Consider the following 26,927-nt stretch of genomic DNA (forward strand, 5'->3'; position numbering starts at 1 on the left):
ATTGCCAAGGAAAGCAACATTTTAATCTGCAAGCAGACAGTATATTTTGAATAACTTGAATAATTTTTATAATTATTCAAACACTGCACAAACCATAGTCTGATTTACGTGCTGCTTCTTATACTGCTCACCACCACCAACAATTCCGATGTGTGGACCAAGCGATTTCATATTTCCAATTAACTCGTTTAAGTATCCCTTATTAGAAAACAGAAGGTGTCGATAGATACAGTTTATAGAGAAAATAAAGGAAATCTTTCCATTCTCACTTCTGATATGCTGTCTTGTGTCCGCCTGAATTGAATCATAATCCTTCAATTCCATTACCTGAATAGAATCATTTTCATTAATCTTTTTATAGTTAATCAGAGAACCATTATTTCCGATTGCATAAGGGCTGGTAATGAAAATCTGATCACCGATAACACGTCCCAATGGGTTTGTCAAAACGTTATCTACAAGCTGATTGCGGCTGACATCAGCATCCTGACAATATACATCTGCTGCTGGTCTGCCATCCAGGGTGATAACCTCTTTATTTGCAAGATTAACCTTAGTAGCAATGTGAACCTTTGCTCCTGCCATAGGTCCATAAATATTCTCAGAGTATGTTCTAATCTTTCCTGATTTATTCTTGATGAGCGCATAACAGCATGCATCAGGATAAAGCTCTCCGTTTAAAAGAGCCTTAGGAGTATAGTTTGCAGGGTAGCCGAAAATTGTACCACCAACAATTGGAATTCTTGCTCTTTCAAGAGCAACGTTCAAGGTGGTCACAAGTCGCTCCTCATCATTAGTGCAGAACTCAAGGCAGATTGTGTTGCTATCCCCTGCGGAAATCTTTGAAACCTTCTCCTCCAATGCAGGAATATCAAGCATAGGAGCCTTTGAAAGATGTCTGATGATTCCAGCCTCTACCTCAATATCCTGTCCGAACGCAATCAGAAGTGTTCTCTTATCTGAGGAATCCGTTTCATAGTATGAAATTGTGCCTGTACCAATCAAAGGTACATCAGGGAATTTCTCAGATACCAATTTTGATGCTTTCTCAAAATGGTCAAATGATGTCAAAAGAACTAATAACTTAGGGTTGCCGGCTTTTGCGCACACTTCAGCTACAGCAGCCTCAACATCAGATTTCATAGATGCTCCAATAGAAACTTGCATATACCCCTCCTAATCTATATCCTCTCATCAAAAAACACTCATCGTAATTATCATAATATCACAAGTGAGTAATTAAACCCGATTTTTCACAAAAATTTAAAAAAGGCCCACGAGTTACGCTCTCAAGCCTTGGTATTGCACCGTCGCGAGATTGGCTCCTTGCGCAACACCAAGAGCTTGATAGCTACTCCTGGGCTAATTCAATATCTACGTATTCAATTACTCGTAACGTAACGCATCGATTGGATTGAGCTTGGCAGCCTTATTGGCTGGGTAGTATCCAAAGAAGATTCCGATGGCCATGGAGAAGCCTACTGCGATTACGATGCTTGATGCAGAGATAACTGCCTCGTAACCCATAAGCTTGACTGCGACCATACCAAGAGCGATACCAAAGCAAATTCCAATGATACCTCCAATGACACAAATTACTACCGACTCAGTGATGAACTGCAGTCTGATAGAACTGTTCTTAGCACCAAGAGCCTTACGGGTACCGATTTCCTTGGTTCGTTCAGTGATTGACACAAGCATGATATTCATAACACCGATACCACCAACTACAAGTGAAATTCCTGCGATTACCGAAAGCGCCAGCTGAATCATTCCAATCATAGTGTTCATCTGGTCCATCATTGAAGCCATGCTGATTACTGCAATTTCATAAGCGTCATTTCTTGCATAGTAATGCGAATTAAAATAATCTCTAACTGTTGTGGCAAACTCATTATTATCAGTGTTTACTGAGGTAACCAGCATGAGGAAATTATAACCTTTATTCTGTGTATGATTCTCTATTCTCGCTGCCTCGAGAGGTATCATAACCTCTGTTGTAGGGTTATCACTGGCTCCAAATGAGAAGGAATCAGCTACATATTTGTAAACACCAACCACATAATAGGTGTAGTATTCATTGCCCTGAGTGATTTCTATTTCGTGGCCAAGGGCCTTATCAAAGTCACCCTTATATAGACGCTCAACCATTTTATCAGAAACCATGCAGACCTTCTTACCTTCGATATAATCCTGATTTAAGAATTCACGACCTGCAAGGACTTCCTTGTTGTTAAATTCCATGTAGGACTTGTTATAGCCTATAATTTGCACGTTAGCGCTCTTGCTTCCCTCTGTAACCTTGGCTGTAGGAGCTCCATATCCTGAATTGCCAACACCCTCGCTGAGCAGGATATATTTAATATCGTCGCTATACTCTTCCTTAAAGGCTTTCAGCATATCCTTTGTAATGAGATCCTCATCTGTCATATCACGGATGTAACCACTACCATAAGACATACCAGAATCGTCTGTCTCCTCATCCTGTGATTTCTGCATGACACCCATCTGAAGATTGTTGGCGCCCATATCCTGCATTGTAGAATTTACAATTAAGGTAATTGAATTACCAACTGTCATTATCGCAATTACGGATGCGATACCGATAATAATTCCAAGCATTGTCAGCAGGGAACGCATTATGTTTGCTTTTAGTCCTGCCAATGCTACCAGGACATTCTCTGTAAATAACATTTATCTGCCCCCCTTTGATTCACCAATGATATGACCGTCCTTCAGGGTGATGATTCGCTGTGTCTCACTTGAAAGCTCTGGAGAGTGGGTAATCAAAATAATAGTCTTGCCCTGTTCCTCGTGAAGCCTGTGGAAAATATCCATGATAAGACGACCTGTTGCAGAATCAAGAGCACCTGTAGGCTCATCTGCCAGAATGATTGCAGGGTCATTTGCCATGGCTCTTGCTATTGCCACACGCTGCTTCTGACCACCTGAAAGCTCGTCAGGCTTATGCATCATTCTATCGCTCATCTCCACCTGCTCAAGTAGCATCTTCGCGCGCTCAGTTCGCTCACCTCGCCCCATTCCTGCATACATCATAGGAAGTTCAACATTTTTAAGAGCACTTGTCCTTGCAATAAGGTTGTAGGTCTGAAAAACGAAACCTATTTTTCTGTTTCTAAGCTCTGAAAGCTCAGCATCCTTCGCTTTCTCAATATCTATACCATCAAGAGTGTATTCTCCAGATGTAGGGCGGTCCAAGGCACCGATAATATTCATCAATGTGGATTTACCTGAACCCGACTGTCCAACAATTGAGACAAATTCGCCTTCGTTGACCGAAAAATTCAGTCCGTGAAGCACCTCAAATTCGTTAGGTGTTCCAATGAAAAAGCTTTTATGTATATCACGAAGGTCCAGCATCATTTTGTCTGACATAAAAACCTCCTAATCGAAATATACATAATCCATCAAATCAGTACTTGGGCCGTCTGCCATAATTTCCTCAACAGTTGTGCCCTTTTCAAGTCCATTACCCTTGATTTCAACATAATAGTCACTCTCAAGTCCCTTTGTAACTGGAACATTTTTCTTGTTGCCATCCTTATCGATAGTTGTAACAAAGAGGCTGTCATCATCTTCAGATTTCTGAATACAATCGTATGGAACACAAAGAACATTCTTAACTGAATCCATAACTACGCTGGCCTTTGCTGTCATACCAACTCGCATGCGCTCATCTGCCTTATTCATCTTAATCTTTACTTTGTAGGTAGCAACGCTTGAACCCGAAGCTGACTGTGTTGTAGAAATCATGCTTTCAGATGCAAGTGAAGCAAATGTAACCTCGCCATCAAAGGACTCATCTCCTGTTGCCTCGAACTTAACCTTTGCAGGCTGTCCCTTTTGAATATTTGCAATATCGTACTCATTAACCTCTGCTTCTACTACGAACTCACTGGTATCTGCTATGGTAAATACCACATTTCCCTGAGCATAGTTATTGCCCTCTTCAACATTCATTGTAAGGATATAACCTGAAATTGGAGCTGATACATGAGTTGCATCCTTGCTCTCGTATACATCATCCTTTGCATCAACCTGTGTGTAGTTCTGAGCATACTGCTGCTTGAGCTGTGCAAGCTCAATCTTCATCTTCGCATTATCGATTGTATCTTCCCAAGTCTCTAATTCCTTTTCTTTAGCCTCGTATTCTTCCATCGTAAAACCATAACGCTGACGAATAACCTGGTTCTGCTCCTCATATTTTTCCGACTCACCAGAATATGGATCCTTTTGACCATTTTCAAAGTGGAGTTTTACAGCTTCATAATAAGTTCTGTATTTATCAAGCCATTCTTTTCTTTCATCGATGTTCTTCTGAGTGTCATCGATAGTTTTTTGTAAATCAGCAATATTTACATTAGACTCTTTATTCTCAATGTTGTGCTGCATATTCAGCTCAGTGATTTTTCTGTCATAGTCTTGTCCGTCGAACTCAACTACTACCTCTCCAGCCTCAACGTAATCGCCAACCTCGTAGTTGACCTTCTTTACCTTGATGCCTGTAAGTGTACCGCCGATTGTAGATGTAACCTTCTTAGATTCCTTTGCTGTAAGAGTTCCAGTAACGCTGACTGACTTCTGCAAATCCATCTGCTCCACAGTTGTGGTAACAGGCTGGTTTGCCTGCTCTTCCATAAGGCTCTTAGCCTTCTGCATGCTGTAACGCACATAAATTGCAATTGCTGCAACGATTACCAAAACGATAATCAGCTTAATGTGCTTCTTCAAGAAATGTCCAATCTTACCAAAAAACTTTTTCACTGCTTCCATATAAATTTCATCCTCCATTTGCACAGCTATACAGACAATTTATTATCCATAATCCAAGCTGTAACCACATACATTACTATTATCATCACCCAACTGAATCCCATGCTAAGCACTGACTCAAGAGTGGGAAAAGCAGGTACAGATGATGTCACAATACCACCGAGTTCATCAACAAAAATAGCGATTGCCAAAAAGATAATAAAGCTCAAAAGGCCATTGTGCTTCTTGCCATTAAGAACTGATGCGCAGAGTACAATAGCAAAAAAGCCAACTGTAACAACAAATATCCAGCCTGTAGTAACATCCATCATACTTGATAAAAATGCGATGTAATCAATGCTTGGGCCATCGCTTCCCCACATAATTGTAAGCACTCTGAGTATTTCGCTAAGGTCTTCGAATCTTACTGTAAGGAACATAATATCAAGGATAGCAAGAACAGCAAAAAATAGACCTGCCAAAAGGATTGAAGCTGCGCTTTCGATAACCTTGGCTCCAAGGATTTTGAAGCTGCTGTTTGGTGTCATAAAAAGCATGTAGCCCTGTTTTGTGTTCAAATCTTTACTCAACTTGTGAATACTGTAAATACCTATTACAAAGGTTCCACAAATAGCTGTAAGTGTCAGACCCGAAATAGATATTGCTAACATATTTTCTAGCTTTCTTCCGCATCCTAGTAAAAACATTGCTTCGAAAATAGCTGTGATTACGAGAACGTATGCCATCATCTTCCAGGATTTTCTAAACTCGTACTTAATTAGTTTTCCCACCACAATTCACCTCCAACAACGCTGCTATAAACCTTCCTGTATTTGTCTGCAAGGGAAATACCCTGAGCCTGTCTCAGCTCCTCAACATCATAAATTCCAACAAGCTTTCCTGCATGAACGAAAACTGCACGATCAACAAATGATTCCATTTCTTCCACAAGGTGACTGGAAACCAAAATAATCTTGCCCTCTCCGGCATGTCTGATAATTACATTGACAACTGCATCTCTCGCAAGCAGATCGATTCCGTTAAGAGGTTCGTCCAGCATATATACCACTGCATCTCTCGCCATGGTAACCGCAACCTTTAGCTTTGCAAGCATACCTGATGAAAGCTCTCTACACTTCTGCTTAGACTCAAGCTCCATTTCACTAAGCATTTCTTTGAATCTTCCCATAGAAAAATCCTCAAAGAAATCCTGATAATACTTACCCACATCCTCAATTGTCATCCAATCATAAAAGAATGGCTCTGTAGACATGTAAGCGATTTTGCTTCTGCTAGCAACCCCCACTGGCTGCCCATCGAAGTATATGTTGCCTGATGTAGGCTTTGTAAGCGCTGCCGCCATCTTCATCCAAGTAGTTTTACCACTTCCGTTTGGGCCAAGCATTGCATATATATGTCCCGGCTCAAGCTTCATGGAAATACCGTCAACCGCAGTTTTTCCACGATATTTTTTTGTAACATCAATGCTTTCTAACATTTTCAAATCCTTTCTCCATTTTTCCTTATTCAGTTTTGTTAATCATATCGATTGCCTCTTCCTTTGAAATTCCAAGCTCAAAAATATGCTTAAGGAAATCGTTCAGGCAACTTTGGGCCATCTCATGTCTGCAGGACTGAATCCTTTCAGCATCCTCTGTGACAAATGTGCCCATCCCTCTTTTGGTGTAGCAAACTCCCTCTCGCTCCAGCTCCTGGTATACTCTGGCAGCAGTGTTTGGGTTGATAGTGTACTTTACCGCCAAGTCCCTGCTGGAAGGAAGCTTCTCACCACACTTGATTCGCTCATTTATTATGTCAAGCTTGATTGCAGTGATTACTTGCATATAAATGGGTGTTTTTGAATCATACTGCATAGTCTATACTCCTCATGTGTACCGCTGTATTTGTGTACTATGCATATAGTACACTATTGCAATATGTATGTCAACCACCCAAACGTAAAAAACCCTCGTTACGCCTACAAGCCATGGGTAACTACGCTCAACTACATGTTTCGCTTCAGTTACCCATAAGCTTGATGGCTACGAGGGGTTCGCTGGTTCGCTATGCACTGTGTACTATTCAGTTACACGAGCTCTGCGAGCTCGTTGATGATGTCGCCCATCTTAGCGAGGGCGGCTTCGATAGGTGCAGGTGTAGTAAGGTCTACGCCTGCGATTTTGAGAAGCTCTACTGGCGCATCGGTGCATCCAGATGATAAGAACTTCTTGTAGCGAGCAACAGCTGGCTCACCTTCCTTTAAGATCATGTCTGCAATTGCTACTGCTGCACAGAAGCTTGTTGCATACTGATATACATAGAAATTGTAGTAGAAGTGAGGAATACGTGCCCACTCGTAAGCAATTTCATCGTCAGAAATCATATCTGGTCCGTAGTACTTTTCGTTGATTTCCTTATAGAGCTTGCAAAGATTCTCTGAGTTAAGGTTCTCACCAGCCTCTACCATCTCGTTTGTTGTCTTCTCGAACTCAGCAAACTGTGTCTGACGGAATACTGTGCCCTTGAAGCTATCAAGGTAGTGGTTGAGAAGATATGCCTTCTCCTTCTTATCGGTACAGTTCTTGAGAAGGTATTCTAATAGAAGAATCTCATTACAAGTAGATGCTACCTCTGCAACGAAAATCTTGTACTGGCTGTAGATGTATGGCTGTGTCTTGTTAGAGAAATAGCTGTGCATTGAGTGACCCATCTCATGAGCTGTAGTGAACATATCATCAAGTGTGTCTGTATAGTTCAAAAGCATATATGGATGTGTACCATATGCGCCTGCTGAGTATGCGCCGCCGCGCTTACCCTTATTCTCATAAACATCAATCCAACGATTCTCAAATCCTTCTTTAAGAAGCGCAACATAATCATCACCAAGAACAGCAAGAGCTTCGCAGATTGTCTTCTGTGCCTCTTCGTACTTAACAGGCTTTGCAACATCAGCAATCATTGGTGTGTAAATATCATACATATGAAGCTCATCCACACCGAGGCACTTCTTACGAAGTGAAACGTATGCATGGAGCTTATCTAAATTTGCATTTACTGTCTTAACAAGATTGTCATAAACCTGTGGTGATACATTGTTTGCATCAACAGCTGCCTCAAGGTTTGATTCGTATTTGCGAACTCTTGCATTGAAGATGTGCTGCTTAACCTCTCCATTGTAAATAGCAGCCATTGTATTTAAGTACTTCTTGTACTCACCGTAATAGTTCTCAAATGCATCCTTTCGAACACGTCTGTCAGCAGACATAAGCATTGGGACGAAACGACCATCTGTAAGAACAACCTCTTCATTATTCTCATCCTTGATTGCAGGGAATGTCATATCAACATTCTTAAATGCACTGTAAACTTCTGATGGAGTGTTGCCCATTTCCTGAGTCATGGCAACAACCTTCTCCATCTCAGCTGAAAGAGTGTGATCCTTCAATCTTTGGATTTCTTTAATCTCGATTCTATAAAGCTCAAGCTTTGATTCTTCCTTAAAGAAGCCCTCAATTTTCTCAGATGGACATGCTAAAACCTCAGGTGAAACAAATGAAAGTGTGGCACCAATCTTTGCATAGAGACCAAACATTCTCTGTGACATTGCCTGATGCTCTGTATTTCCCTGATCCTGGTCGAAGAGACGCTCTGCATAGTTAAACGCAAGGTCAAACTTCTCCCCAAGAATTGCATCAATATCAAGAACAGTAAGAAGGTTAGATGCGCTATCGCAAACCTTTCCCTCAAACTTTGCAATCTCCTGAAGCTTCTCTTCGATGAACTTAAGTTCTGCCTCCCAAGCGGCCTTGTCCTCATACATATCTGTCAGGTCCCATGTATCCTCCACGCGAACCTGGTCACGGCTGATTAATTCTTTTGCCATAATCAATTCTCCTATCTAAAATAATCGCTTTGTTGCTATTCACAGTTGACTCCCACTTCTTTCAGAATTGAACTCTTTCAGAGTTCTTTCCCAGTGCTAAAGCACTTAAAATTCTTCATGTAGTGGGAGTCACTGATTCTAGTTTATAAATATTCAAGAATCATTCTTTTACATGCAAGCATGACAAGAATAAATTCTTGAATATTTATAACTGTGAATAGCAACAGTTATTTTAACACATTTCAAACTTTAATCACCAATTTTTCAAATTTTCAATGTATTCTATTAATACAGTCGTTGGTGTCGTTTGAAAAGGAGCAGGCTATGGCAGATAACAGAGCTGATTTGATTAAGGGACTTAGCGATGCAATGAGTGGAAACAAAGCGGATGAGCTTGGACGCCAGTTCTTTGCTGACACCAATACACTTCGTACCGGCGCAGCTGGTGGAATCACAGAAATAAGTGTGCTTGTTTCAAAGGCTGAGTTTGGCAGAATTGCCAGCGGAGTTGTAAAATATCATGTAACAGACCGTCGTGGTATTGAAGACGGCAATGACATTATCTTTAATGAAGTTGAATCTGATGGGTTTACACAGACTGGACATAAGCTCACAAAGAGAGTGCTTGATGTAAAGTCTTACCTACAGGTCAACGGATTGAAAGAAGGGTTCTCAATCATCGCTTTCTAGGCGATGTAAACTGCACACGTTCGTGTGCTGATATAATAAAGAGACACCATTACTGGCCAGTTTAGCCAGGACATGGTGTCTCATTTTTAGTCCGCCTGTTACGCTCTCAAGCCTTGGTATTGCCCTTTTATGTAAGCTTCGCTTACTAGACCACAAAAGTTGATTGCAAAGCAATCATCCTTTTGGGTTCATATGTCGCGAGATTGGCTCCTTAGGCAACACCAAGAGCTAGATAGCTACAGGCTCATCTAATACCTTATACCCCTTCGAACCCAACGTGATCCTTGGCGAAGTGACGGGTTGTCGCGCCTTTGTCGGCGTCGCTGCAGCAAGGGTCATCCTTTGTCTGGACTGGCTCCTTTGGAGCTGTCTTGTCGATAGGTGTGCTCTCGCCGAAGCCAAGCATCTCTGTCTTAAAGGTAAGATCAGCGGCAGCTGTTGCAAGATCTGTAGGTACCACAATCTTTGTTGCACGGCCATCTCCCATCTTCTCAAGAGCCTCAAGCTTCTTGATAAGAAGAACTCTCTCATCCATGTTTGCAGCCTTGAGCATTTCAATACCACGAGCCTCAGCCTCATATACAAGGCGGATTGACTCAGCCTGGCCTGTTGCTCTTGCGATTGCTGCATCTCTTTCAGCCTCAGCCTTAAGAACGAGTGCCTGCTTATCACCTTCTGCTCTTGTGATAGAAGCCTGCTTGTGACCTTCTGCCTCAAGAAGAGTCTCACGACGATCACGCTCAGCCTTCATCTGCTTCTCCATTGAACGCTGAATTTCCTCTGGTGGAATGATGTTCTTAAGCTCAACACGGCCTACCTTGATACCCCAAGGATCAGTAGCTTCATCAAGGATTACACGCATCTTTGAATTGATGTTGTCACGTGATGTAAGAGTCTGGTCAAGCTCAAGCTCACCAACCAAGTTACGAAGTGTAGTAGCTGTAAGATTCTCAAGAGCAACAATAGGACGCTCAGCTCCATAAGCATAAAGCTTTGGATCCTGTACCTTAAAGTAAACTACAGTGTCAATTTTCATAATAACATTATCTTTTGTGATAACGTCCTGTGGTGGGAAATCAGCCACCTGCTCCTTCAAGGAAACACGCTTTGCAACTCTCTGAAGGAAAGGAATCATAACATGAAAACCTGCCTGCCAGGTTGCATGATATTTTCCTAAAAATTCAATAACAAATACGTAGCCCTGTGGAACAATTCGAATTCCGAAAGCAATGGCTACAATGATAATAATCAATAAAACAATTAAAACTGGCATAACAATACCTCCTCAAAAATATTATTTTATGGTTTAAGTATAATAAATAAAGGAGCAGATTTCTACTCAAAATCTGCTCCTTTAGACTGTTCTAATTAATCTGTGATTGCGAATTAACTCTATTTATTTCCCTTCAATAACGGACGAAGTGGCTGGTAAATCAACACAGTGATAATCGCTGAGATTAAGCCTTTTACGAATGTAAATGGCACGTTGAAGAGGAGTAGGCACTGCTCAATGGAATTAATCTTTGCGAATGGTGCCACTGCCTGATAAGCTGCCACAATAACATCCTTTGGCATGAAGTTGTAGTATACCGGATATACTACATAAAGGTTTGATGGGAAGCTGATAGCTGCCATAATAACTGCACCTACAACTGCTCCAATAATTGCATTTTTCTTTGTCTTCTTGTGATGGTAAATTAAGCCAGCAGGAAGCACGAAAGCTGCACCAAGAATAAAGTTTGAAAACTCACCAACACCACCGGTCTGAGTAATGAAAAGGTGAAGAATATTCTTGATAAGGCATACGATAACGCCGTACACTGGGCCAAGTGCAAAGGATGCCATAAGTGCTGGAAGCTCTGAAACATCAAGCTTGATAAAGCTTGGCATAATTGGCACTGCTGTGTCTAAGAACATAAGCACAAAAGCAATTGCTGAGAGCATCGCTGTCACTGTCATGCTTCTGACATCTACCTTCTTGTTAGTTTTTGTTTGCATGTTTGTCATTCCTACTGAATCCATTTTGGACCTCCCTATTGATTAAAATTTTATAGGAGATCTTCGTTAACACCTCATAAGAAAAGCCCTGAGATTAATCTCAGGGCTTTAACGTACACTAAAATAATTTGCACATCTTCTTCCATCCAGACTATACTGTCGGCTTCGGAATCACACCGAATCATGCCTTGCGGCTCGTGGGCTATACCACCGGTAGGGAATCACACCCTGCCCTGAAGATTTCCTATTTGATAAAAATATACTACACTCTTTAAAATGAATCAACTGAAAAATCAGATTATTCCATTATTTTTCCTTCTCATAAGTCTTGTTGAAAAGCTCTCTATCGAGAATATAAACATTGGAAAGATTCTGACCTGAAACAACAAAATAGTCTCCAGGTCTACCAAGACAATAATTCTCTGGTGACCACTTGGTGAAGACCTTTGTTCTGCGGCTGATTTCCTTTGCATAAATATCTCCATTGCCAATATAAACGCATGATTTTATGAAAGGCAACAAGCTCTGTGTCTGACCATGCTTTTGAGTACGAATTATAGGCTCGTAGTCACCAGGGTATCTGTACTCTGCATCACTACGATTATAGTACGTATCAAACATCTCCTCCGTTGTCACATAAATCTCACCGCGAACGCCTGCAACAATATAGGTATCCTCTGCAATTTCAACATCAAAATCACCCTCAAGTGCACGGATAATTATCTTGGTTCCAACTGGCATAATATCACTGCCCTTTGCATATCCCAGATAAATCTTTTTGCTCTTATATTTGTCCATATCAGAAATATCTGCCTGATAATCCGATGCATAAATTATCTCGTTATCTAAGAAGTAATCCTTCATGCGCTCACGGAAGAACTGCTGTACAGATGAAGAATTATAATCAAGCTCCTGCTTTTCAAGAAGGGAGCGAATGATTGAACCACCAGCCTTGATTGTGTGTCCGCCACCATTACCAACGCCCTCGCAAATAAAGCGAGCAAGCTCGTCGGCCTTGACCTCCTTCACACAGCTTCTAACGGAAATCTTGATTCCGCCCTCGTGAATAGAGTATGCCAGGCAGCAATCCACGTCCTCAACCTCAAGAAGCATATCCGAAATGATTCCAAGAATATTAGGGTCACATGGGTCTGTCTTTACGATAGAATAATGATTGTCCCTGTAATATTCCGAGCCAAGAAGAGCAATACCAGCAATTCTAAGCTCCTCCTGAGAGATGTTAGAATTCTTGAACTTTGTAATGAGCGTGTTGCTGTATTTCAACTCATCTCGCATATCCATGTCCAAAGGATGGTGGATTTCCGAGAAATTACTACTGTCTGTAAGAAGACCGTAGTAAAGAGCTGTAGCAAGACTAACATCATCTGAAATAGAAATCCCCTCTTCTCTCAGCATACCCCAAATCAAAGTGGAACAGCTGGCAAGATATGAACGAACCTCTGAAAGCTCTGGCAAAGGATTTGAAATCTGATGATGGTCGATTACCGCAATTGTCTTTGCCTTGAACTTGCGAATATTTCCCTCGCCATACTGACTGTCAATTGTAATAAGCAAATCCGGAAGCTCCTGCTCACGAATACCAAGCAGCTGTGACAGTTGAACCTGATGACGCACATAGTGAATATTCACATTTAAATCCGAAATCATTAGCTTAAGATTACTCTTTGTGATTTCGAAATTTCCACCGTAAACAAAGCAGACATTCTTTCCCTTATCCTTAAGATATTTAGTCAGGGCCATTCCAGATGCAATAGCATCAGCATCAGGCGTATTATGGCACTGAACGATTATATTATTAAAATCCAATAGCTGTGATAACTTCATTACTTATACTCCTACTCTCCCCAGAATATTCTCAAAACATTATACAAAATAACGCTTGTAAAATGTGTACAAAAAAGGTTTGAAACACAGTCGGTCTCAAACCTAAATTTACTTTTAATTAATATTCTACTGTTGAGTCTCAACCTCCACTGGTGGAATTACAACCTCCTGCATCAGTTCGTGAGACATGTCCTTGAGAATACCATCTAAAATCTCAACCTGCTCTGCAGTGAAAAAGTCCTTGGAGCGCTCCACAACCTTGTTCACATACTTCTGAGAAAGATTGAAATAGTTATAGTATTTATCAGTAACTTGAAGGTGATATTCACGGCGGTCAGTCTCAGACTGAGTCTTTGTAATATATCCCTTTTGAATAAGACTATTTATCTTGTAAGCAGCGTTTGGTGAAGATACATTTATGAAATTGGCAAACTCTGCAACTGTAGGATTCTTAAGAGCATGTATTATTTCTACGCAAAAAAGCTCGACGGTTGTAAGAGAGGTTTCTCTTGAGTTGAGCTGTTTGAACATCTCCTGATAGAAATGAATCTTAAATTTGGTGTACACCTCGGAAAGTGTCTGTTCTAACATTTTTAGTACCCGTTCCTTTTTCTTATTTATGTCCCCGAATACTATCATAACGAACTTACTCTCCTATGGCAAAAGAAATTTCTGCTTTTGCAGCCACCTGGCCATCCACATAGGCCACAGCTTCACCAAATCCTACAGGCCCCTTGCGACTTGTGAGCCTACACTCAAGCTCCAGTACATCACCTGGTTCAACCTGCTTTTTGAAACGGGCATTTTTGATGCCACCAAAGAATGCCAGCTTGCCCTTGTTCTCCTCTTCTGTGAGAAGTGCCACTGCACCAACCTGGGCCAGCGCCTCAATAATGAGTACTCCTGGCATTACTGGGTGCCCTGGGAAGTGTCCAATAAAGTGCATTTCATTTGCGCTGACGCACTTGATGCCTTTGGCATACTGGCCTGGCTCACAGTCCACAATCTTATCTACCAGCAAAAATGGATAGCGATGTGGCAATATCTTTTGGATTTCACTATTTGATAATTCCATAAATACTCCAGTCCGGTGGTCTTTTTTCAGGGAATCCAAGTATTATATTTCGCCACGCTTGCGCTCTTATTCGCTCATTGCCCTACATAAGATGCTGCTTACGCACCATCTAAGTAGGGATGGCTCATCAAGGGCTCAATGATAATACTTGGTTCCCTATCAAAGTACCACCTCATATAAGGTCTTTAGTTAACATATTTTCGAAATACAATAGACGCGTTGTGGCCTCCGAAGCCGAGTGCGTTTGAGAGAGCTACGCAAATATCTGCGGTGCGACCTTCGTTAGGTACTATGTCTAGATTACAGGCTTCATCTGGCTCGCGATAGTTGATGGTAGCCGGTACAAAGCTGTCCCGTAGAGCGAGAGATGTGATGATTGCCTCCACTGCTCCCGCTGCGCCAAGCAAATGGCCTGTCATAGATTTTGTGGAGCTTACCATAAGCTTATAAGCATGGTCACCAAATGCCTTCTTGATTGCCAGGGTTTCACCTGCATCATTGAGACTTGTGCTGGTTCCGTGGGCATTGATATAATCCACATCTTTCATCTCAAGTCCTGCGTCTTTCACCGCCAGCGCCATGCACTTTGCACCACCCTCGCCTTCAGGATTCGGTGCGGTAATGTGATAAGCATCGCAGTTAGTTCCATAACCAATAATCTCTGCATAGATTTTGGCTCCACGAGCCTTGGCATGCTCGAGCTCCTCAATTACAAGAATACCTGCACCTTCGCCCATGACAAATCCATGTCGCTCCTTGTCAAATGGAATTGATGCACGATTTGGATCCTCGCTTGTACAAAGAGCCTTCATGGACTGAAATCCACCAATAGCCAGTGGCATAACCACGCCCTCAGCACCACCACAAACCATTACATCTTCATAACCGTCACGAATTCTATGGAAGGAATCACCGATTGCATTATTTGAGCTGGCACAGGCAGTTACAACTGAGGTACACATTCCCTTCAAGCCAAACATAATTGCAATTTGTCCTGCTGCCATATTACTGATTGCCATGGGTATGAAATATGGGGAAATCTTACTATAGCCCTTAGTCTCTCCCTTACCATGCTCCTCGGCAATAGTGGAAAGGCCACCGATTCCTGACGACACAATACAACCAATTCTGTCTGCATCCTCTTTTTCCATATCAAGCTTCGCATCAGCCATTGCTTCTTTTGCCGCTGCGCAGGCATACTGACAATACACATCCATACGCTTTGCTTCCTTTGGACCAAGGATTTCGGCTGCATCAAAATTTTTAACCTCGCCTGCCAATTTAACCTTTAAATCCGATGTATCAAAATGAGTTATTGGCCCGATGCCGCACTCACCATTTTTTACAGCCTTCCATGTCTCATCCACATTATTTGCAAGTGGATTCACCGTTCCCATTCCAGTAATAACAACTCTTCTCATTACATTCCTCCAGTCACTTCTATGACCTGACCTGTCACATAGGCAGCCTTGTCTGATGCTAAAAATTCAACTACATTTGCAATATCCTCCGGCTGTCCAAAACGGCCAAGTGGTATTTGCTTCAGATAGGCTTCCTTCACATTTTCAGGAAGCTTATCTGTCATAGCTGTCTGAATAAACCCTGGGGCTACCGCATTTACGGTAATGCCCTTTCCACCATATTCCTTCGCCACCGACTTCGTAAATCCGATAATTCCTGCCTTGCTGGCACAATAGTTGGCCTGCCCTGGATTTCCCTCAACACCAACAATTGATGTGATATTTATAATTCGACCTTTTCTTGCCTTCATCATGTCTTTGATAGCAGCTTTTGAACAAAGGAAGGTTCCTTTCAAATTGATATCCACAACTGAATCAAAATCCTCCTCACTCATTCGAATAAGAAGTCCATCCTTTGTGATACCTGCGTTATTAACAAGAATTTCAACAGGTCCCAGCATGCTTTTTATTTCATCAAACATGTTTGACACATCTTCTGCATTACTAACATTTGCCTTAATATACATAGCCTGTACGCCATGCTTTTTACACTCTGTTATAGTCTCCTGAGCGGCATCCTCGTTACCAGAAAAACAAACTGCAATATCATAGCCAGCCTTGGCAAGATTCTCAGCAATAACTCTGCCAATTCCACGACTGCCTCCTGTTATAAGCGCTACACTCATGCCAGCTCCTCCATGGTTTTCTCAAAATCTTCCACTGTATCAATTGAATACACCTTTACATTATCTACTGTCTTATTTATAAACTTACTGATAGCTTTACCTGGGCCAATTTCAATGATTGTGTCGACCCCGGCATCGGCCATATATTTTATTGAATCCTCAAGATAAACTGAAGACTGCACCTGCTTTTCTAACAGCTTTGAAACTGATTCTTCAGGTGACTTTTCTTTACCAAGGCAATTGAAAATCACCTTGGAATTAGGATTTTTAAAATCAACCTTTTCAAACTCGTTGGCCAATTTATCTCCTGCAGGCTTCATAAGCTTTGTGTGGAATGGGCCGCTCACCTTTAGTGGCAAAATTCGTTTTGCACCTGCATCCTTTAAATAAGCACTAGCCTTATCAACAGCCACAGCATCACCTGAAATTACAATTTGCCCAGGGCAATTATAGTTTGCCGGTTGAACAATAAATTCCTGGCAAAGTGCGTTATTAACATAGTCACAGGCCTCCTTCACCACCTCACGCTCTGCCCCAAGGACTGCGCACATTTTCACTGGTCTGTCTGCTGCAGCTTCGGCCATATATTTTCCACGTTTTGCAATAAGCTCAAGGATTTTTTCCTCATCCAATACCCCAGCTTCATAAAGGGCTGAATATTCGCCCAAGCTCAAGCCACAGGTATAGTCAGCCTTAATTCCTTTTTTATGTAAAAGCTTTGTGACACCAATTGCAAAGGCTACCATGGCCGGCTGAGTGTATCTAGTGTCTGAGAGCTGTTCCACTGGACCTTCAAAGCTAAGCTTTGCAACATCCATATCTGTAACGCCCTTTACGGTTTCCGTGGCCTTATCAATTGTCTCTCTGAAATCCTCATACTTATCATAAAAATCTTTACCCATACCCACTCTCTGGGAACCCTGGCCTGCATATACAATTCCTAGTTTCATATAAACTCCTAGTCCGCTTTTGAGCTTTCAAAGAATAAATATATTTCCATTCGCCACGCTTGCGCTCTTGCATGTAAGCTTCGCTTACTAGACCACAAAAGTTGATTGCATGCGCAATCATCCTTTTGGGTCGTATCATCAAGGGCTCATTGGAAACATATTTATTCTTTTCAAGCATCAAGCTCTTCTAATAATTCACGCTACTACAACTTATTAAATATCAATTGATGAGGCACAGGATAACGAATGCTTCGCATTTACGTATAATTCGTCGAGGATGGTGGCAACAGGGCGAATGGCGGTGAGCTGTCCGCAGACCTGTCCTGCCATGACTGAGCCTCGAAGGATGTCGCCATCAACGACTGCTCTGCGAAGACCACCAAGTGTGATTTGCTCAAGCTGATCACGGTCGGCTCCAGCAGCCTCAAGTTTTAGGTACTCGCGAGCCATTTCATTTTTAAGTATTCGCACTGGCGCCCCTTGGCTACGACCTGTTACTGTTGTTGCATTATCCTTTGCTTTAATCAATGCCTGCTTATAATTCTCATGAATTGGACACTCCTCTGACACCAGCAAACATGTACCAACCTGTGCTCCACAAGCCCCAAGTAGCATGGCAGCTGCCATCTGTTCTCCACTTGCAATTCCACCTGCTGCAATCACTGGTACATCCACTGCTGCAACCACCTGTGGAAGCAAGGTCATTGTTGTCATATCACCAACGTGACCACCTGACTCGCCACCTTCTGCAATCACAGCATCAGCACCAGCTCTCACCATCACCTTTGCAAGAGCAACAGAAGCTACAACAGGGAAAACCTTCGCTCCCATTTCCTTCCAGCCCTTCATGTACTTGCCAGGGTTACCTGCACCTGTTGTAATAAACTGAACCTTCTCCTCTATAAGCATCTGGGCAATGTTGTCTACATCAGGATTCATAAGCATCAGATTCACACCAAATGGCTTATCTGTCTTTGATTTGCAAATCCTTATCTGCTCACGCAAAGCCTCGGCATTCATGCCACCGCTTGCCACGAGACCTAGTCCCCCCGCATTGCTAACAGCTGCGGCGAAGTCGCCTGTGGCGATGTTGGCCATGCCACCTTGGATAATTGGATATTTGGTTCCTGTTAAATCTTTCAAATTCATATAATCACCTAGTCCACTTCATTCCTCTAAGCTACCTAGTGTTATTATTCGCCACGCTTGCGCTCTTATTCGCTCATTACCCTACATAAGAAGCCTCTTTCAGAGCCTTCTAAGTAGGGATGGCTCATCAAGGGCTCATAAATAAAACTAGGTATCTTTTCGGATGAAGTTCATCTAAATTTTAAAGTTTACATTTCCAATACGATTGCGCCCCACGTGCGTCCGGCGCCAAAGGCGCATAGAAGTACTTTATCGCCTTTGCGAATTCGCCCTGCAGTAATGGCTTCGTCAAGGGCGAGACCCACGCTGGCGGCGGATGTGTTGCCGTATTTTTCTATATTTACCACAAACTTATCCATTGGCTGTTTTACTTTATTTGCAATGGATTCAATGATACGAAGATTCGCCTGATGCAATACGAAGTGGTCAATATCATCGTAGGTAAGTCCCGCTTTATTAACCACCTGTTCAATCACCTTTGGCACTGTGGCAACGGCGAATTTATATGTGCCCTGTCCATCCATGTGTATAAAACCATTTGGAGATTTGATGTTTATCATCTCCTCATCACCGTCCACACCAATCACAGATGTGTACTGGTTATCCGCAAGGCTAATCACAGCAGCTGCTGCACCATCGCCAAACAATACACAGGTACTTCTGTCAGTCATATCCATTTTTTGGGATAAAACTTCTGCACCAACGATAAGTCCATACTTTGCATCTCTTGCCATCATCAGGGCTCTTATTGTTTCAAGACCGAAGATAAATCCTGAACAGCCTGCACCGACATCCAATGCAATAATATCATTTGAAAGCCCCAGTCTTCCCTGAAGTATGCATGCACAGGATGGTGAAAAATAATCTGCCGATACGGTGCATACAATCACAACTCCAATATCTTCCTTTGATATGCCTGCTCTTTCAATTGCCTGTCTGGCAGCCTGCTCAGCCAAGTAGGTGTGATTTTCTTTTTCAGAAACATGGTGGCGCTCCTTCATGCCAGTGCGTTTACTAATCCACTCATCACTTGTGTCTACTATTTTTGCCAAATCATCGTTTGTAACAATGTTCTTTGGAGCATAAGCTCCGGTTGCTATAATCTCTATTCCTGTCATTTAAATCTTTTCCATTCTAGCTGCAGAAGCACTCCGTAAATATGCCTCGTCAAAGTTCCTAAACTTTTCAAATCGCGCCTGGGCCAGTTCCTCCCCTGTCATTCCCTCAAGTTCCTTGAGAGCGGCCTCAATAACGTTAGAAACTCTAAGGTATAGACCTCGCTCAGGAATAATTCCGTCAATAACTCCAAAATTCCAAAGATCCTGAGCCGTCAGCTTCATTGCATCTGCCGCCTCATCTCGTCTTGCACTGTCATGCCACAAAATTGAAGCAAATCCCTCTGGGGAAAGCACCGAATACACTGCGTTTTCCAACATATAGACTCGATTTGCCACTGCAATTCCAAGAGCTCCTCCGCTACTTCCTTCACCAGTAACTATTGTAATAACTGGCACCTTTAGAGAGCTCATAGCCGCCAGGTTTCCTGAAATAGCCTGAGATATTCCATACATTTCCGCTTCGACTCCCGGATATGCTCCTGGGGTATCCACGAAAGTGATAATTGGTCTGCCAAATTTCTCTGCCTGCCGCATAATTCGAAGAGCCTTGCGATAGCCTTCGGGTCCTGGCATACCAAAGTTACAGGTAACATTTTCAGTTACATCATTTCCCTTGCGATGTCCAAGCACAGTAACTGGTCTTCCATGGAACAATGCAATTCCTCCATAGATGCTTGCATCTTCTTTCCCAAGCAAGTCGCCCTTTTGCTCAAAAAAATCCGAAAATACGTTATTGATGTAATCTGTCACCTTTGGTCGATTTTTGTCTCTGGCTATTTGTACACGTTCTATTGCTTTCATGTAACTTCAACACCTTTCCAAGAGTCACCCTCATCTGTTCCCTTTGTACCACTGCATCCACAAATCCATGCTCCTGCAAAAACTCGGAGCGTTGGAAGCCTTCTGGAAGCTTTTCGCCGATGGTCTGCTCTATTACTCGTGGACCTGCGAATCCTACCAGTGCTCCTGGCTCTGCCAATGTGATATCTCCCAGTGTTGCAAAGCTTGCACTGACCCCACCTGTAGTTGGATGGGTCAAAACAACGATATATAAGCCTCCACTGTTTTTGAATTTTTCAATTACTGCACTGGTCTTCGCCATCTGCATCAGACTCAGGATTCCTTCCTGCATTCTGGCGCCACCGCTGGCGGTGAAAAATATCAATGGCAGTTTATGGCTCATGGCGTACTCTGCACTTCGACAAACCATCTCGCCAAGCTCAATTCCCATTGAAGCCATCATGAAGCGTTTATCCATAACAGTCAGAACCACTTTATGACCATCAATTTTGCAGGTGCCTGAAATGATGGCATCATGACAATCCAGTTCCTGTCTAAGTTCCTCCTTTTTTGACACATACCCATCAAATTCCAGTGGGTCGGTCTCAGGAAAATCATATTCGAATCTTTTAAAGGTTCCCTCATCTGCAATATCGTATATACGGTTTACTGCTGTGTATTCAGATACTGGCTTTATTGTCAGCTCTGCCTTCCCATCATAGGTTTCCCTAAGCGTCTTATATCTATTAAATTTTTCACGTCTCTGGTCTACTACATTCATACGTTATCCCAATTTAAAATCTCATCAACGTGTTCCTCTATGAAGCTCACATTATAGTTTCCCTTCACAAAGTCCGGGTGGTGAAGAAGTAGATAATCGAAATCTCCATTAGTAGTAATTCCTTCTGTCACCAATTCTAAAAGTGCTCTTCGCATTCGCCTGATGGCTTCAAGTCTGGTCTCTGCATGAACAATGATTTTTGCCATCATGGAATCATAAAATGGACTTGTCTCATAGCCATTATAAAGAAGCGTATCCACTCTAACCCCTGGACCTCCCGGTACATTCAAAAATGTAATCTTTCCAGTGTTTGCCATGAACCCCTTAGCTGGATCTTCCGCATTTATTCGACACTCAATTGCATGCCCCTTTAAATTTACATCTCGCTGCCTTATTTTCAGTGGTTCTCCAAATGCAATTCGAATCTGCTGCTTTATCAAATCGATTCCGGTGACAGCCTCTGTAACCCCGTGCTCCACCTGAATCCTTGTATTCATTTCGATGAAATAATAATGGTTCTTCTCGTCTAAGACGAATTCTACCGTGCCTGCATTTGTATAGCCTGCTGCCTTTGCTGCAAGCACCGCAGCCTTTCCCATTGCCTTACGCAAATCATCATTTATAAACATACATGGGCTTTCCTCAATCAGCTTTTGATTCTTGCGCTGAATTGAGCAGTCGCGCTCCCCTAGATGAATCACGTTGCCGTGTTCATCTGCTAAAATCTGAAACTCAATATGCCTTGGGTTCAGAATCAATTTCTCCACATACATTTCATCGTCATTGAAGCAAGCCCTGGTCTCCACCTTCGCCTCTTCAAAAAGCTTCTTTAGATCCTCCGGCTGGTACACGCGTCGCATTCCGCGGCCTCCACCGCCAGCGCTGGCTTTAATAAGCACTGGATAACCTATCTTTTTTGCTATTTTTTCAAGTTTCTTATAGTCCTCAACAGGGCCGTCCGAACCTGGGACAACAGGTACTCCAGCCTTCATCATCATTCTTCTGGCTGTGGACTTGTTTCCAAGTGCATCCATCGCATCAGCAGTTGGCCCAATAAAAGTAATTCCGGCTTCTTCGCATTTACGAACAAACTCAGAATTCTCAGATAGGAATCCAAATCCGGGATGAAGTGCATCGCAGCCTGTAACCTGAGCTGCAGTAATAATGGCGTCCATATTCAAGTAACTATCTGCGGCTCTTGCTGGACCTATGCAAACACTTTTTGTTGCAAGCTTCACATGAAGAGAATCTTTATCGGCTGTAGAATACACTGCAACGCACTCAATATTCATCTCCATACAGGCTCTGATGATTCGAACCGCAATCTCACCTCGATTAGCAATCAAAATTCTCTTAAACATGACTAATCTCCTATGAGGAATAACTCCTGTTCAAACTCCACAACATCCTGATTCTTTGCGTAGATTTCTTTAATTACGCCATCACTTGGCGCTGTGATTTCACTCATCATTTTCATTGCTTCGATGAGACACAGTACCTGTCCTGACTTAACTGAATCCCCAACTTGAACATATGGCTTTTCCTCTGGTGATGGTGCTGAATAGAAAACTCCAACAAGTGGTGCCTTTACAAGCACACCATCCACAGCTTTCGGTTTTTCCAATGTTCTTTCAGCTACCACCTCTTCAGGAGCAACTACCACCTGCTGGCTTACTGGCTGTATCACAGGTTGTCCACTTATATCAGGCTTTCTTAACTGTATATCCACACCATCCTGCTTAATTCGCAAATACGAACTACCACTGTCATCAAACGCCTTAAGCAGCTCTTTGATTTCTTTTGTTTCCATTTTTACTTATGTGCCTCAAGATAATTAACGATATCTGCTACTGTCTTAATCTCTGCCATTGCATTCTCATCAATTGTGATGCCTGTCTTTTCCTCAACTGCAAGAGAAAGCTCCACTGCATCAAGTGAATCAGCGCCAAGGTCTTCGAAAAGATTTGCCTCAAGAGTAACCTTCTCTGCTGCACAGCTAAGTGTATCAATAATAACTTCCTTTACTACGTCAAACATAATTGTTCTCCTTCTTCGTTTAATTTGCTTGTTGATAATTATTTTCGTTAGCTAAAAACATTTAGTTAAAATATTTGAACTAACTACACCATATAATACCCAACTTTTTTAGGTTGTCAAGGTATTAGTTAAAATTTTTTAGATATTCCTCGTCAGAGTATTAATCAATACATGGGTGTAAAAAAGACCGGAGCCTTTACAGACACCGGTCTATAAACTATCATAAACGCAGATGATTAAAATGAGTCAATCTCAAGAAGGAGGATAAAAATGCAAGAAGTACATGATTTTCTTAAGAAATGTGGAACATATTATTTAGCAACAGTTGATGGTGACCAGCCAAGAGTTCGTCCTTTCGGAACTGTTAATATTTTCGAGGATAAGCTTTATATTCAGACTGGAAAATCAAAGGATGTTTCAAAGCAGATTCAGAAGAACCCTAAGGTTGAGATTTGTGGATTTGCAGAGGGCAAGTGGGTACGTGTAGCTGGCGAGCTCGTTCGCGACGACAGAATCGAAGCAAAAAAAGCAATGCTCGATGCTTACCCATCACTTCAGCAGATGTATTCAGCTGAGGATGACAACACCGAGGTGCTCTACTTCAAGAACGCAACAGCTACATTCTCATCATTTACAGATGCTCCACGTAGCGTATCATTCTAAGTATATAATTTCTATGTCCATTGAGGTTTCGATAGGGTCGGCGCCAGTGAGGATATCATAGTCGATAATGACTTTGATGTAGTCCTCCTGCTCCACCACATCGTAACGGCGGGTGTAAACCTGAAGATCCAATGCACCTACTGGTGTGCTGTATTCATTGGTGGTTTTCTCGCCTGGGTGTAACTCCAGCTTTGAACGGAGTGCACCCTTCTGGGACATGGTGAAGCTATGTCTGTCAAAGGTCAATAAACAGGCGACCTCACCATCCTCCAGATTTCTTTTGTAGGATAAATAATAGGCGTCGTCACGCTCCATTATGATGCCGCAATAGCCCTCTTTAATGGTCTCCTGATCGCCGCCCATTTTCTGTTTAGACTCAAGATTAATAATACAATTTTTTCCTGCCATATTTTTCCTGTTCCGTAAAATTAATATTATTTCTGCTCTCTGATGACTTCACGCACTGCATTGATCTGATTTGAAAGATGAGTGTGAATGATGTTCTTCAAGAATTCCACATCACGTCTGCTAAATCCATCAATAATTGCCTTGTGCTCCTCAATAAGCTGAGCATAAACAGATGGATTCTTCACATATTCATAACGATAACGATACATCTGCTCACGAGCTGAATTGATAATATTCTCAAGCTTTGGATTGGCAGCTGCAGCGTAAATTACATCATGAAAAGCCTCATCTGCCTCAACAATGCTACGCACATCATCTGAACTGATGGCTGCCTCAAAAGCCTTCATAGCCTCCTTCAATTCAACCAACTGAGCATCTGTCATGCGTTCACAGGCACAGCCAACTGCAAGTGCATCAAGGGCATCACGCACCTCAAGCACATCCTGTAAATCCTTTTCTGTCATCTTCGCAACCTGAGCGCCCTTGCGTGGAATAGTCACCGCAAGCCCCTCCTGCTCTAACATTCTAATCGCCTCTCTGATAGGAGTGCGACTAACCCCAAGCTTGTTTGCAAGATGCATTTCCATCAATCTCTCGCCTGGCTTCAACTCGCCCTTAAGGATAGCCTCTCTAAGTGTGTTGAAAACGACATCACGAAGAGGTAAATAATCGTCCATTTGTAGAGTAAGATTTTCAGTCATTTTGCAAATCTCTCCTTTGCTAACAATTTCTAGTTCTTTGTATTAAATAGTGTCGTAAGATAAAGCTGTTTTACCATGCCACTCTTTGTTAGAGCATCCTTGGCAGCTCGTGCAGTCTTATTATCCTCGAAAAATCCAAAGACAGTAGGACCACTTCCGCTCATCATCGCGCCGACTGCTCCATGCTCCAACATATTCTGCTTGATATCAGCAATTACTGGATGCATCGGAATGGTAACATCCTCAAGCACATTTCCCATATGTGAGCAGACTGCCTGCAAATCCTTTGCTTCGATATCTTTCATAAGCTGATCGATATCAGGGTGAACCACCGAATCGAACTTGGCATCGAGAGCCTCGTAAACCATTTTTGTCGAAACGGAAATACCTGGCTTTGCAATGAGCACAGGGCATTTAACCATAGGAGAAATTGGTGTAAGAACCTCTCCAATTCCCTCTGCAAGAGCAGTGCCACGCATTACACAATAAGGAACATCAGCTCCTAGCTTTACACCTCGCTCCATCAAATCCTTGCGGGATAACCCCAGATTAAAGAGGCGATTAACAGCGAATAAAACTGCTGCACCATCAGTAGAACCACCAGCCATGCCTGCTGCAACTGGAATATGCTTCTCAAGGTCGATTTCCACGCCTTCTTTAATATCAAACTCCTCTATAAGAAGCTTTGCTGCCTTTATGCAAAGATTATCATCATTTACTGGAAGGAATCTCAGGTTGGTCTTCATTGAGACCGTACCATCCTTCACTTTTTTCACCGTCAGCTTATCGAAAAGATTCACCGTCTGCATAATCATGCGAACCTCATGATAGCCGTCCTCCCTGATACCTGTAACATCAAGGCCAATATTAATCTTTGCTAAAGCTTTTACATCAATAGAATCCATAAAATATAACTATTCCCTTATCAATTACTTCTAAAAACATAATGTGAAACACAGAAATTGTATTACTATGTATTTTGCACATCTATGTTTTTTGTATTCAATCTGGTTAAATTTTAACAAAGTAACCACACATTTACAAGGATTTTGTATTAAAATAAATACAATCTAATCGTTAAATTTTCTCATTAACCTTCCGATAAAGAGATTAGGAAAAGGATTTCCGTGGGGCTGCGTTTGCCCACCAGGTAACAAGGAGGTTATACTATGGATGTAAATATTCTAAGCAATGTTACTTCTAGCATTTCGTCTGCTTACAATACAAAATCTAAAGAAGCCGAAGAATCCACAAAAGATACCACCGAAGTTGAACAGAAGACTGACGATAAAGCTGGAAAATTTTCTGAGGAGGCTGCTGTTTACGAGAAGTCTACCGAAGATAAAACTGTTAAGACTGACAGATTTGCTAAGGCTGACCGTTCTGCTCTTGTTCAGCAGTTGAAGGCTGAGCAGGAAAAAATGCAGAACAACCTGTTAGAGATTGTAAAAAAGACAATAGCTGGACAGGGAAGCACATTTGCTATTGCAAGTCAGGATGATATGTGGAAATTCCTTGCAGAAGGAAAATTCACCGCTGATGCAGATACTATTGCAAAGGCTAAAGAGGATATTTCAGAGGACGGTTATTGGGGCGTTGAGAAAACTTCTGACAGAATCCTTGAATTTGCAAAGGCTCTTTCAGGCGATGACCCTGACAAGGCTGACGAGCTTTTAGCTGCATTCAAGAAGGGATACGAGCAAGCTACTGGTACCTGGGGCAAGAAGCTTCCAGATATTTCTTCACAAACCTATGATGCAGTTGTAAAGAAATTCGATGACTGGAAAAATAGCGGCAAGAAAACCGAGACAGATACAACAGCTGCAGCTGAGGAAGCTGCAAAAGCCGAAGGATAATTGATTATTATTCTGGAAAAATTCGTAAGACTTTCTGCTGGCAGAACAATGAATTGCCAGCAGAAATCTGGCTT

At 42.2% G+C, this 26,927-nt stretch carries 29 protein-coding genes and 1 riboswitch; of the genes, 3 read left to right on the plus strand and 26 right to left on the minus strand.

Annotated features, from left to right (window positions below):
* Window positions 1–72 precede the first annotated feature (72 nt).
* The 8 genes from FXF36_RS02390 to pepF form a co-directional block, all read right to left on the minus strand.
* Window positions 73–1,167 (minus strand): FIST C-terminal domain-containing protein, encoded by a 1,095-nt coding sequence (locus FXF36_RS02390; RefSeq protein WP_151622292.1) that lies wholly within the window; start codon window positions 1,165–1,167, stop codon window positions 73–75.
* 219 nt (window positions 1,168–1,386) lie between these two features.
* Window positions 1,387–2,694, minus strand: a complete 1,308-nt coding sequence (locus FXF36_RS02395) for an ABC transporter permease (protein WP_151622293.1) — start codon at window positions 2,692–2,694, stop codon at window positions 1,387–1,389.
* Complete coding sequence (locus FXF36_RS02400) at window positions 2,695–3,396, minus strand: ABC transporter ATP-binding protein (protein WP_317617419.1); 702 nt, start codon at window positions 3,394–3,396, stop codon at window positions 2,695–2,697.
* 9 nt (window positions 3,397–3,405) lie between these two features.
* Window positions 3,406–4,794 (minus strand): efflux RND transporter periplasmic adaptor subunit, encoded by a 1,389-nt coding sequence (locus tag FXF36_RS02405; RefSeq protein ID WP_167511261.1) that lies wholly within the window; start codon window positions 4,792–4,794, stop codon window positions 3,406–3,408.
* Window positions 4,795–4,820: 26 nt separating this feature from the next.
* Complete coding sequence (locus tag FXF36_RS02410; RefSeq protein WP_151622295.1) at window positions 4,821–5,564, minus strand: hypothetical protein; 744 nt, start codon at window positions 5,562–5,564, stop codon at window positions 4,821–4,823.
* Window positions 5,552–6,271, minus strand: coding sequence for an ABC transporter ATP-binding protein (locus FXF36_RS02415; RefSeq protein ID WP_151625624.1), 720 nt, complete (start codon window positions 6,269–6,271; stop codon window positions 5,552–5,554). Before FXF36_RS02415 ends, FXF36_RS02410 begins: the two co-directional genes overlap by 13 nt.
* A 25-nt stretch (window positions 6,272–6,296) precedes the next feature.
* Window positions 6,297–6,647 (minus strand): GntR family transcriptional regulator, encoded by a 351-nt coding sequence (locus FXF36_RS02420; protein ID WP_151622296.1) that lies wholly within the window; start codon window positions 6,645–6,647, stop codon window positions 6,297–6,299.
* Window positions 6,648–6,859: 212 nt separating this feature from the next.
* The gene (gene pepF, locus FXF36_RS02425; protein ID WP_151622297.1) at window positions 6,860–8,656 is read right to left on the minus strand and encodes an oligoendopeptidase F; all 1,797 of its coding nucleotides are present in this window, start codon (window positions 8,654–8,656) and stop codon (window positions 6,860–6,862) included.
* A gap of 324 nt (window positions 8,657–8,980) precedes the next feature.
* Between pepF and FXF36_RS02430 the strand changes: the two genes are divergently transcribed.
* Window positions 8,981–9,346 (plus strand): hypothetical protein, encoded by a 366-nt coding sequence (locus FXF36_RS02430; RefSeq protein WP_151622298.1) that lies wholly within the window; start codon window positions 8,981–8,983, stop codon window positions 9,344–9,346.
* Window positions 9,347–9,602: 256 nt separating this feature from the next.
* Here FXF36_RS02430 and FXF36_RS02435 read toward each other — a convergent pair whose 3' ends face one another.
* The 15 genes from FXF36_RS02435 to FXF36_RS02505 all read right to left on the minus strand — a co-directional run bounded on the left by FXF36_RS02435 (window position 9,603) and on the right by FXF36_RS02505 (window position 23,225).
* Complete coding sequence (locus tag FXF36_RS02435) at window positions 9,603–10,619, minus strand: SPFH domain-containing protein (protein ID WP_151622299.1); 1,017 nt, start codon at window positions 10,617–10,619, stop codon at window positions 9,603–9,605.
* Window positions 10,620–10,738: 119 nt separating this feature from the next.
* Complete coding sequence (locus tag FXF36_RS02440; RefSeq protein WP_243143564.1) at window positions 10,739–11,368, minus strand: ECF transporter S component; 630 nt, start codon at window positions 11,366–11,368, stop codon at window positions 10,739–10,741.
* A gap of 106 nt (window positions 11,369–11,474) precedes the next feature.
* Window positions 11,475–11,589: riboswitch (FMN riboswitch) on the minus strand.
* A 61-nt stretch (window positions 11,590–11,650) separates the two neighbouring features.
* Complete coding sequence (locus FXF36_RS02445) at window positions 11,651–13,189, minus strand: DHH family phosphoesterase (protein WP_151622300.1); 1,539 nt, start codon at window positions 13,187–13,189, stop codon at window positions 11,651–11,653.
* Between the two features lie 126 nt (window positions 13,190–13,315).
* Window positions 13,316–13,828, minus strand: a complete 513-nt coding sequence (locus tag FXF36_RS02450) for a MarR family transcriptional regulator (RefSeq protein WP_243143565.1) — start codon at window positions 13,826–13,828, stop codon at window positions 13,316–13,318.
* A gap of 7 nt (window positions 13,829–13,835) precedes the next feature.
* Window positions 13,836–14,264 carry a 3-hydroxyacyl-ACP dehydratase FabZ gene (fabZ, locus tag FXF36_RS02455; RefSeq protein WP_151622301.1) on the minus strand — a complete coding sequence of 143 codons (429 nt, stop codon included), beginning with the start codon at window positions 14,262–14,264 and terminating at the stop codon, window positions 13,836–13,838.
* A 185-nt stretch (window positions 14,265–14,449) separates the two neighbouring features.
* Entirely contained in the window at window positions 14,450–15,685 is a 1,236-nt protein-coding gene (fabF, locus tag FXF36_RS02460; protein WP_151622302.1) for a beta-ketoacyl-ACP synthase II, read from the minus strand.
* On the minus strand, window positions 15,685–16,410 hold the full coding sequence (gene fabG, locus FXF36_RS02465) for a 3-oxoacyl-[acyl-carrier-protein] reductase (protein WP_151622303.1): 726 nt from the start codon (window positions 16,408–16,410) through the stop codon (window positions 15,685–15,687). The genes fabF and fabG overlap by 1 nt, the downstream gene beginning before the upstream one ends.
* Window positions 16,407–17,360 (minus strand): ACP S-malonyltransferase, encoded by a 954-nt coding sequence (fabD, locus tag FXF36_RS02470; RefSeq protein ID WP_151622304.1) that lies wholly within the window; start codon window positions 17,358–17,360, stop codon window positions 16,407–16,409. The genes fabG and fabD overlap by 4 nt, the downstream gene beginning before the upstream one ends.
* A gap of 213 nt (window positions 17,361–17,573) precedes the next feature.
* On the minus strand, window positions 17,574–18,509 hold the full coding sequence (locus FXF36_RS02475; RefSeq protein WP_151622305.1) for a nitronate monooxygenase: 936 nt from the start codon (window positions 18,507–18,509) through the stop codon (window positions 17,574–17,576).
* Window positions 18,510–18,697: 188 nt separating this feature from the next.
* On the minus strand, window positions 18,698–19,627 hold the full coding sequence (locus tag FXF36_RS02480) for a beta-ketoacyl-ACP synthase III (RefSeq protein ID WP_151622306.1): 930 nt from the start codon (window positions 19,625–19,627) through the stop codon (window positions 18,698–18,700).
* Complete coding sequence (gene accA / locus FXF36_RS02485) at window positions 19,628–20,428, minus strand: carboxyltransferase subunit alpha (protein ID WP_151622307.1); 801 nt, start codon at window positions 20,426–20,428, stop codon at window positions 19,628–19,630.
* Window positions 20,358–21,188, minus strand: a complete 831-nt coding sequence (locus FXF36_RS02490) for an acetyl-CoA carboxylase carboxyltransferase subunit beta (protein ID WP_243143566.1) — start codon at window positions 21,186–21,188, stop codon at window positions 20,358–20,360. The genes accA and FXF36_RS02490 overlap by 71 nt, the downstream gene beginning before the upstream one ends.
* Window positions 21,185–22,549 (minus strand): acetyl-CoA carboxylase biotin carboxylase subunit, encoded by a 1,365-nt coding sequence (gene accC / locus FXF36_RS02495; protein ID WP_151622308.1) that lies wholly within the window; start codon window positions 22,547–22,549, stop codon window positions 21,185–21,187. The genes FXF36_RS02490 and accC overlap by 4 nt, the downstream gene beginning before the upstream one ends.
* Window positions 22,550–22,551: 2 nt before the next feature.
* A complete protein-coding gene (gene accB, locus FXF36_RS02500; protein ID WP_151622309.1) occupies window positions 22,552–22,998 on the minus strand; it encodes an acetyl-CoA carboxylase biotin carboxyl carrier protein in 447 nt (148 codons plus the stop codon).
* A 2-nt stretch (window positions 22,999–23,000) separates the two neighbouring features.
* A complete protein-coding gene (locus FXF36_RS02505) occupies window positions 23,001–23,225 on the minus strand; it encodes an acyl carrier protein (protein WP_151622310.1) in 225 nt (74 codons plus the stop codon).
* Window positions 23,226–23,495: 270 nt separating this feature from the next.
* On the opposite strand from FXF36_RS02505, the gene FXF36_RS02510 reads away from it, so the two are divergent.
* On the plus strand, window positions 23,496–23,888 hold the full coding sequence (locus FXF36_RS02510; RefSeq protein WP_151622311.1) for a pyridoxamine 5'-phosphate oxidase family protein: 393 nt from the start codon (window positions 23,496–23,498) through the stop codon (window positions 23,886–23,888).
* On the opposite strand, the gene FXF36_RS02515 is transcribed toward FXF36_RS02510, so the two are convergent.
* Genes FXF36_RS02515 through ispE form a run of 3 tightly spaced genes read right to left on the minus strand, consistent with a single transcriptional unit; the run spans window position 23,880 to window position 25,902 of the window.
* Window positions 23,880–24,296 (minus strand): YwiB family protein, encoded by a 417-nt coding sequence (locus FXF36_RS02515; protein WP_151622312.1) that lies wholly within the window; start codon window positions 24,294–24,296, stop codon window positions 23,880–23,882. The two genes, FXF36_RS02510 and FXF36_RS02515, sit on opposite strands and share 9 nt — an antisense overlap.
* A 26-nt stretch (window positions 24,297–24,322) precedes the next feature.
* The gene (locus tag FXF36_RS02520) at window positions 24,323–24,997 is read right to left on the minus strand and encodes a GntR family transcriptional regulator (protein ID WP_151622313.1); all 675 of its coding nucleotides are present in this window, start codon (window positions 24,995–24,997) and stop codon (window positions 24,323–24,325) included.
* Window positions 24,998–25,026: 29 nt separating this feature from the next.
* Window positions 25,027–25,902 carry a 4-(cytidine 5'-diphospho)-2-C-methyl-D-erythritol kinase gene (gene ispE, locus FXF36_RS02525; RefSeq protein ID WP_151622314.1) on the minus strand — a complete coding sequence of 292 codons (876 nt, stop codon included), beginning with the start codon at window positions 25,900–25,902 and terminating at the stop codon, window positions 25,027–25,029.
* A 264-nt stretch (window positions 25,903–26,166) separates the two neighbouring features.
* Here ispE and FXF36_RS02530 point away from each other — a divergent pair, with 264 nt between their 5' ends.
* Window positions 26,167–26,853 carry a hypothetical protein gene (locus FXF36_RS02530; RefSeq protein ID WP_151622315.1) on the plus strand — a complete coding sequence of 229 codons (687 nt, stop codon included), beginning with the start codon at window positions 26,167–26,169 and terminating at the stop codon, window positions 26,851–26,853.
* Window positions 26,854–26,927: the final 74 nt, after the last annotated feature.

It is taken from the genome of Pseudobutyrivibrio xylanivorans (genome assembly GCF_008935055.1).
Classification (GTDB): domain Bacteria; phylum Bacillota; class Clostridia; order Lachnospirales; family Lachnospiraceae; genus Pseudobutyrivibrio; species Pseudobutyrivibrio xylanivorans_A.

Excerpts from the sequence above, each read along its gene's own strand:
- FXF36_RS02390 (WP_151622292.1), bottom strand. The coding sequence starts at position 1,167 with ATGCAAGTTTCTATTGGAGCATCTATGAAATCTGATGTTGAGGCTGCT.
- FXF36_RS02395 (WP_151622293.1), bottom strand. The coding sequence starts at position 2,694 with ATGTTATTTACAGAGAATGTCCTGGTAGCATTGGCAGGACTAAAAGCA.
- FXF36_RS02400 (WP_317617419.1), bottom strand. The coding sequence starts at position 3,396 with ATGTCAGACAAAATGATGCTGGACCTTCGTGATATACATAAAAGCTTT.
- FXF36_RS02405 (WP_167511261.1), bottom strand. The coding sequence starts at position 4,794 with ATGGAAGCAGTGAAAAAGTTTTTTGGTAAGATTGGACATTTCTTGAAG.
- FXF36_RS02415 (WP_151625624.1), bottom strand. The coding sequence starts at position 6,271 with ATGTTAGAAAGCATTGATGTTACAAAAAAATATCGTGGAAAAACTGCG.
- FXF36_RS02420 (WP_151622296.1), bottom strand. The coding sequence starts at position 6,647 with ATGCAGTATGATTCAAAAACACCCATTTATATGCAAGTAATCACTGCA.
- pepF (WP_151622297.1), bottom strand. The coding sequence starts at position 8,656 with ATGGCAAAAGAATTAATCAGCCGTGACCAGGTTCGCGTGGAGGATACA.
- FXF36_RS02430 (WP_151622298.1), top strand. The coding sequence starts at position 8,981 with ATGGCAGATAACAGAGCTGATTTGATTAAGGGACTTAGCGATGCAATG.
- FXF36_RS02435 (WP_151622299.1), bottom strand. The coding sequence starts at position 10,619 with ATGCCAGTTTTAATTGTTTTATTGATTATTATCATTGTAGCCATTGCT.
- FXF36_RS02440 (WP_243143564.1), bottom strand. The coding sequence starts at position 11,368 with ATGGATTCAGTAGGAATGACAAACATGCAAACAAAAACTAACAAGAAG.
- FXF36_RS02445 (WP_151622300.1), bottom strand. The coding sequence starts at position 13,189 with ATGAAGTTATCACAGCTATTGGATTTTAATAATATAATCGTTCAGTGC.
- FXF36_RS02450 (WP_243143565.1), bottom strand. The coding sequence starts at position 13,828 with ATGATAGTATTCGGGGACATAAATAAGAAAAAGGAACGGGTACTAAAA.
- fabZ (WP_151622301.1), bottom strand. The coding sequence starts at position 14,264 with ATGGAATTATCAAATAGTGAAATCCAAAAGATATTGCCACATCGCTAT.
- fabF (WP_151622302.1), bottom strand. The coding sequence starts at position 15,685 with ATGAGAAGAGTTGTTATTACTGGAATGGGAACGGTGAATCCACTTGCA.
- fabG (WP_151622303.1), bottom strand. The coding sequence starts at position 16,410 with ATGAGTGTAGCGCTTATAACAGGAGGCAGTCGTGGAATTGGCAGAGTT.
- fabD (WP_151622304.1), bottom strand. The coding sequence starts at position 17,360 with ATGAAACTAGGAATTGTATATGCAGGCCAGGGTTCCCAGAGAGTGGGT.
- FXF36_RS02475 (WP_151622305.1), bottom strand. The coding sequence starts at position 18,509 with ATGAATTTGAAAGATTTAACAGGAACCAAATATCCAATTATCCAAGGT.
- FXF36_RS02480 (WP_151622306.1), bottom strand. The coding sequence starts at position 19,627 with ATGACAGGAATAGAGATTATAGCAACCGGAGCTTATGCTCCAAAGAAC.
- accA (WP_151622307.1), bottom strand. The coding sequence starts at position 20,428 with ATGAAAGCAATAGAACGTGTACAAATAGCCAGAGACAAAAATCGACCA.
- FXF36_RS02490 (WP_243143566.1), bottom strand. The coding sequence starts at position 21,188 with ATGAATGTAGTAGACCAGAGACGTGAAAAATTTAATAGATATAAGACG.
- accC (WP_151622308.1), bottom strand. The coding sequence starts at position 22,549 with ATGTTTAAGAGAATTTTGATTGCTAATCGAGGTGAGATTGCGGTTCGA.
- accB (WP_151622309.1), bottom strand. The coding sequence starts at position 22,998 with ATGGAAACAAAAGAAATCAAAGAGCTGCTTAAGGCGTTTGATGACAGT.
- FXF36_RS02505 (WP_151622310.1), bottom strand. The coding sequence starts at position 23,225 with ATGTTTGACGTAGTAAAGGAAGTTATTATTGATACACTTAGCTGTGCA.
- FXF36_RS02510 (WP_151622311.1), top strand. The coding sequence starts at position 23,496 with ATGCAAGAAGTACATGATTTTCTTAAGAAATGTGGAACATATTATTTA.
- FXF36_RS02515 (WP_151622312.1), bottom strand. The coding sequence starts at position 24,296 with ATGGCAGGAAAAAATTGTATTATTAATCTTGAGTCTAAACAGAAAATG.
- FXF36_RS02520 (WP_151622313.1), bottom strand. The coding sequence starts at position 24,997 with ATGACTGAAAATCTTACTCTACAAATGGACGATTATTTACCTCTTCGT.
- ispE (WP_151622314.1), bottom strand. The coding sequence starts at position 25,902 with ATGGATTCTATTGATGTAAAAGCTTTAGCAAAGATTAATATTGGCCTT.
- FXF36_RS02530 (WP_151622315.1), top strand. The coding sequence starts at position 26,167 with ATGGATGTAAATATTCTAAGCAATGTTACTTCTAGCATTTCGTCTGCT.